Origin of the sequence: Muriicola sp. Z0-33 (genome assembly GCF_026126425.1) — a bacterium.
Lineage (GTDB): Bacteria > Bacteroidota > Bacteroidia > Flavobacteriales > Flavobacteriaceae > JAFMPW01.
The window spans coordinates 1-5,575 of record NZ_JAFMPW010000029.1 but is presented as its reverse complement, the minus strand read 5'-3'; the positions used below and the strand labels follow the sequence as shown (position 1 = coordinate 5,575).

Genomic DNA, 5,575 nt, shown 5'->3' with positions numbered 1-5,575 from the left:
TAAAACGAGTTTACTTCAGGGTTCGAAGAAGGCGGCGGCCTACTCTCCCACTTGGTGTAGCAGTACCATCGGCGCAGACGGACTTAACTTCCCTGTTCGGAATGGTAAGGGGTGAACCCCGTCGCCATGGCCACCTGAGTTTTAAGTCGGCAACTGATTTGCAGACTATCACGCATAATGCGCAATCAATATCTTAACATATTGGGAGTAAAGCACGGATGTTTTAAGTAAGTGGTATGGGTAAAAATTAGTAGCAGCTATAACAAGGCTTGTCTGGCGCAAGCCTAACGGGCTATTAGTACCACTCGGCTGCGGACATTACTGCCCTTGCACCTATGGCCTATCAACGTGGTAATCTTCCACGGCCCTTTAAAGAAATCTCATCTCGCGGCGGGTTTCGCGCTTATATGCTTTCAGCGCTTATCCCTTCCCGACTTAGCTACCCGGCAATGCCCCTGGCGGGACAACCGGTACACCAGCGGTCAGTCCGACTCGGTCCTCTCGTACTAGAGTCAGGTCCGCTCAAATTTCTAACGCCCGCAGTAGATAGAGACCGAACTGTCTCACGACGTTCTGAACCCAGCTCGCGTGCCACTTTAATGGGCGAACAGCCCAACCCTTGGGACCTTCTCCAGCCCCAGGATGTGACGAGCCGACATCGAGGTGCCAAACCCCCCCGTCGATGTGAGCTCTTGGGGGAGATCAGCCTGTTATCCCCGGCGTACCTTTTATCCTTTGAGCGATGGCCCTTCCATGCGGAACCACCGGATCACTATGCTCTTGTTTCCAACCTGTTCGAGATGTATCTCTCACAGTCAAGCGCCCTTATGCCATTGCACTCTACACACGATTGCCAACCGTGTTGAGGGCACCTTTAGAAGCCTCCGTTACTCTTTTGGAGGCGACCACCCCAGTCAAACTACCCACCACGCACTGTTCCCTAATTCAAGGGTTAGGCCCCGGACAAACAAAGGCTGGTATTTCAACAACGACTCCACAACGCCTGGCGACGCCACTTCAAAGTCTCCCAGCTATCCTACACATTGGTTGCCCAAGGTCAATACGAAGCTATAGTAAAGGTGCACGGGGTCTTTTCGTCCCACTGCGGGTAACCGGCATCTTCACCGATACTACAATTTCACCGAGCTCATGGCTGAGACAGTGTCCAGATCGTTGCACCATTCGTGCAGGTCGGAACTTACCCGACAAGGAATTTCGCTACCTTAGGACCGTTATAGTTACGGCCGCCGTTTACCGGGGCTTCAGTTCAATGCTTCATCCCGAAGGAATAACATCTCCCCTTAACCTTCCGGCACCGGGCAGGTGTCAGGCCCTATACTTCATCTCTCGATTTTGCAGAGCCCTGTGTTTTTGATAAACAGTCGCCTGGACCTCTTCACTGCGGCCACGCTAAAAGCGTGGCGACCCTTCTCCCGAAGTTACGGGTCTATTTTGCCTAGTTCCTTAGCCATGAATCTCTCGAGCGCCTTAGAATACTCATCCCAACCACCTGTGTCGGTTTACGGTACGGGCCGCAATACTCGCTTTTCTTGGAGGACGATACGCTGGATTATCACCGCAGCCGTAGCCTTGGTGTACTATCGCTACCTTACAGTAGCTTCAACGCACAATTCCGTCTGTGCGCACCAACTCCTCGCCCCCGTCGCTTTTGTCGTATTGCGGGTAGCGGAATATTAACCGCTTGTCCATCCACTATCCCCTTCGGGTTCGCGTTAGGTCCCGACTGACCCCCAGCTGATTAGCATAGCTGGGGAAACCTTGGTCTTTCGGCGTGTGGGTTTCTCGCCCACATTATCGTTACTTATGCCTACATTTTCGTTTGTAGCTTCTCCACCAAACCTTACGGTTCAGCTTCGACGACACTACAATGCTCCCCTACCCCTTGTATCCCGAGGATACAAAGCCACGGCTTCGGTGGTGTGCTTATGCCCGATCATTATCCATGCGGAATCGCTCGACCAGTGAGCTGTTACGCACTCTTTAAATGAATGGCTGCTTCCAAGCCAACATCCTGGCTGTCGGTGCAATTCCACCGCGTTTTATCAACTTAGCACACACTTGGGGACCTTAGCCGGTGGTCCGGGTTGTTTCCCTCTCGGACATGGACCTTAGCACCCATGCCCTCACTGCTGATCATCATTTTATAGCATTCGGAGTTTGTCAGGAATTGGTAGGCGGTGAAGCCCCCGCATCCAATCAGTAGCTCTACCTCTATAAAACTAAATCAACGCTGCACCTAAATGCATTTCGGGGAGTACGAGCTATTTCCGAGTTTGATTGGCCTTTCACCCCTACCCACAGGTCATCCCAAGACTTTTCAACGTCAACGGGTTCGGTCCTCCACTATGTGTTACCACAGCTTCAACCTGCCCATGGGTAGATCACACGGTTTCGCGTCTGCCACTACTGACTATAGGCGCCCTATTCAGACTCGCTTTCGCTGCGGCTCCGCACCTGAAGTGCTTAACCTTGCCAGTAACGGCAACTCGTAGGCTCATTATGCAAAAGGCACGCCGTCACTGTGCAAGCACAGCTCCGACCGCTTGTAGGCGTATGGTTTCAGGTTCTATTTCACTCCGTTATTCACGGTTCTTTTCACCTTTCCCTCACGGTACTGGTTCACTATCGGTCTCTCAGGAGTATTTAGTCTTGGCGGATGGTCCCGCCGGATTCATACAGGGTTTCACGTGCCCCGCACTACTCAGGATACCACTACTAATAACGCATCTTACCCATACGGGGCTATCACCCGCTATGGCCCAACTTTCCAGATGGTTCCGGTTCTATAACGCATTAGATGTCGTGGTCCTACAACCCCTGTATTGCCGAAACAACACAGGTTTGGACTCTTCCACTTTCGCTCGCCGCTACTCACAGAATCACTATTGTTTTCTCCTCCTCCGGCTACTTAGATGTTTCAGTTCACCGGGTTTGCCTCCCTTACGGGATACTATGTCTTCAACATAGTGGGTTGCCCCATTCGGACACCCGCGGATCAATTCGTATGTGCCAATCCCCGCGGATTTTCGCAGCTTATCGCGTCCTTCATCGCCTCTGAGAGCCTAGGCATTCCCCATACGCCCTTGCTTAGCTTGTCGCCTCGCCTTATTATAACGTACTCTTATTTTTACCTCTACTCTTACTTAAAAAATTCGTGTTTTCAAAGTACCAATATGTAATAATAAATTATCACCATTAGTACTCTTCTCCCAATATGTCAATGAACCTTTTCTCAATTACCAATGAACAACTACCAATTATCAATGTCACCATTGTTTATTGCTTATTGCTTATTGATCAATGAAATCGTGGAGAATACCGGAGTCGAACCGGTGACCTCCTGCGTGCAAGGCAGGCGCTCTAGCCAGCTGAGCTAATTCCCCTTTACCAAGTTGGCCAGTTTACACTTGCCAGTTGGCCAGTAGACCTTAGTCCCAACTTCTATAATCTCTATTGTTATCTCTCAATGAACTTTAATTCAATAACCATTTAACAATTAACTCTCAACAATGACAAACATTGTTTATCGTTTACTGCTAATTGATCATTGTAACTCGTAGTCTCAGGCAGACTCGAACTGCCGACCTCTACATTATCAGTGTAGCGCTCTAACCAGCTGAGCTATGAGACTATTAATCTCATATGACCTGCTTTGAACAAAGCTCAGCTGGCTGAGCCCTGCCTGCCGGCAGGCAGGTATGAGACTGTTTCTTTTATATAAAAAAATAATGGCAGACAACTATTAGTAGCATCTATAACTAACTAATACTTTAATGAGAAGAATCGGGACAAGTAACTAAAATAATGTCGCCCTTTTTAAAAAAAATGATTTCTCTAGAAAGGAGGTGTTCCAGCCGCACCTTCCGGTACGGCTACCTTGTTACGACTTAGCCCTAGTTACCGATTTTGCCCTAGGCCGCTCCTTACGGTGACGGACTTCAGGCACTCCCGGCTTCCATGGCTTGACGGGCGGTGTGTACAAGGCCCGGGAACGTATTCACCGGATCATGGCTGATATCCGATTACTAGCGATTCCAGCTTCACGGGGTCGAGTTGCAGACCCCGATCCGAACTGTGACCGGTTTTGTAGATTCGCGCCCCCTTGCGGAGTGGCTGCTCTCTGTACCGGCCATTGTAGCACGTGTGTAGCCCAGGACGTAAGGGCCGTGATGATTTGACGTCATCCCCACCTTCCTCTCGGTTTGCACCGGCAGTCCCGTTAGAGTCCCCATCTTTAAATGCTGGCAACTAACGGTAGGGGTTGCGCTCGTTATAGGACTTAACCTGACACCTCACGGCACGAGCTGACGACAACCATGCAGCACCTTGCAAAATGTCCGAAGAAAAGTCTATCTCTAAACCTGTCATTCTGCATTTAAGCCCTGGTAAGGTTCCTCGCGTATCATCGAATTAAACCACATGCTCCACCGCTTGTGCGGGCCCCCGTCAATTCCTTTGAGTTTCATTCTTGCGAACGTACTCCCCAGGTGGGATACTTATCACTTTCGCTTGGCCGCCCACTGCTCAAGGCAGCGGACAGCTAGTATCCATCGTTTACGGCGTGGACTACCAGGGTATCTAATCCTGTTCGCTCCCCACGCTTTCGTCCATCAGCGTCAGTTAATGGTTAGTGACCTGCCTTCGCGATCGGTGTTCTATGTAATATCTATGCATTTCACCGCTACACTACATATTCCGGCCACTCCACCATAACTCAAGACTAACAGTATCAAGGGCAGTGCTACGGTTGAGCCGCACCATTTCACCCCTGACTTATAAGCCCGCCTGCGGACCCTTTAAACCCAATAATTCCGGATAACGCTCGGACCCTCCGTATTACCGCGGCTGCTGGCACGGAGTTAGCCGGTCCTTATTCTTACGGTACCGTCATCCCACGACACGTCGTGATTATTCTTCCCGTATAAAAGCAGTTTACAACCCGTAGGGCCGTCTTCCTGCACGCGGCATGGCTGGATCAGGCTTCCGCCCATTGTCCAATATTCCTCACTGCTGCCTCCCGTAGGAGTCTGGTCCGTGTCTCAGTACCAGTGTGGGGGATCCCCCTCTCAGGGCCCCTACCTATCGATGCCATGGTGAGCCGTTACCTCACCATCTAACTAATAGGACGCATAGCCATCCCGTACCGCCCGAAAGCTTTAAATATAAAACGATGCCATTTTATATTACCACGGGGTATTAATCCGGATTTCTCCGGGCTATCCCCCTGTACAGGGTAGGTTCTATACGCGTTGCGCACCCGTGCGCCGGTCGTCAGCAAAGAAGCAAGCTTCTCCCTGTTACCCCTCGACTTGCATGTGTTAGGCCTGCCGCTAGCGTTCATCCTGAGCCAGGATCAAACTCTTCATTGTTTACTCGTAAATAAATTTACATCTCTTTATAAAAAAACAACTACTTAAATTCGCTCCTCGCCCCTTTAATGATTCTATTCTCAGTATTATCTAAATCTAAATGATTCTAATTCCTCCCTAAATCCCCATAAATGAAAATCTAAAGAAAAACGCTGTCTGCCAATATGTCAATGAACTATCTTAAA

At 49.9% G+C, this 5,575-nt stretch carries 2 tRNA genes and 3 rRNA genes; all 5 read right to left on the bottom strand.

The window, feature by feature from the left end:
• Window positions 1-26: 26 nt before the first annotated feature.
• Window positions 27-138: ribosomal RNA gene (gene rrf / locus J1G40_RS18190) — 5S ribosomal RNA — on the bottom strand.
• Between the two features lie 136 nt (window positions 139-274).
• A 23S ribosomal RNA gene (locus tag J1G40_RS18185) occupies window positions 275-3,120 on the bottom strand.
• A 210-nt stretch (window positions 3,121-3,330) separates the two neighbouring features.
• A tRNA-Ala gene (locus tag J1G40_RS18180) sits at window positions 3,331-3,404 on the bottom strand.
• A gap of 174 nt (window positions 3,405-3,578) precedes the next feature.
• Window positions 3,579-3,652: transfer RNA gene (locus tag J1G40_RS18175), tRNA-Ile, on the bottom strand.
• 207 nt (window positions 3,653-3,859) lie between these two features.
• Window positions 3,860-5,390 (bottom strand): 16S ribosomal RNA (locus tag J1G40_RS18170).
• The 16S, 23S and 5S rRNA genes sit together here with 2 tRNA genes alongside, the layout of an rRNA operon.
• Between the last annotated feature and the right edge of the window lie 185 nt (window positions 5,391-5,575).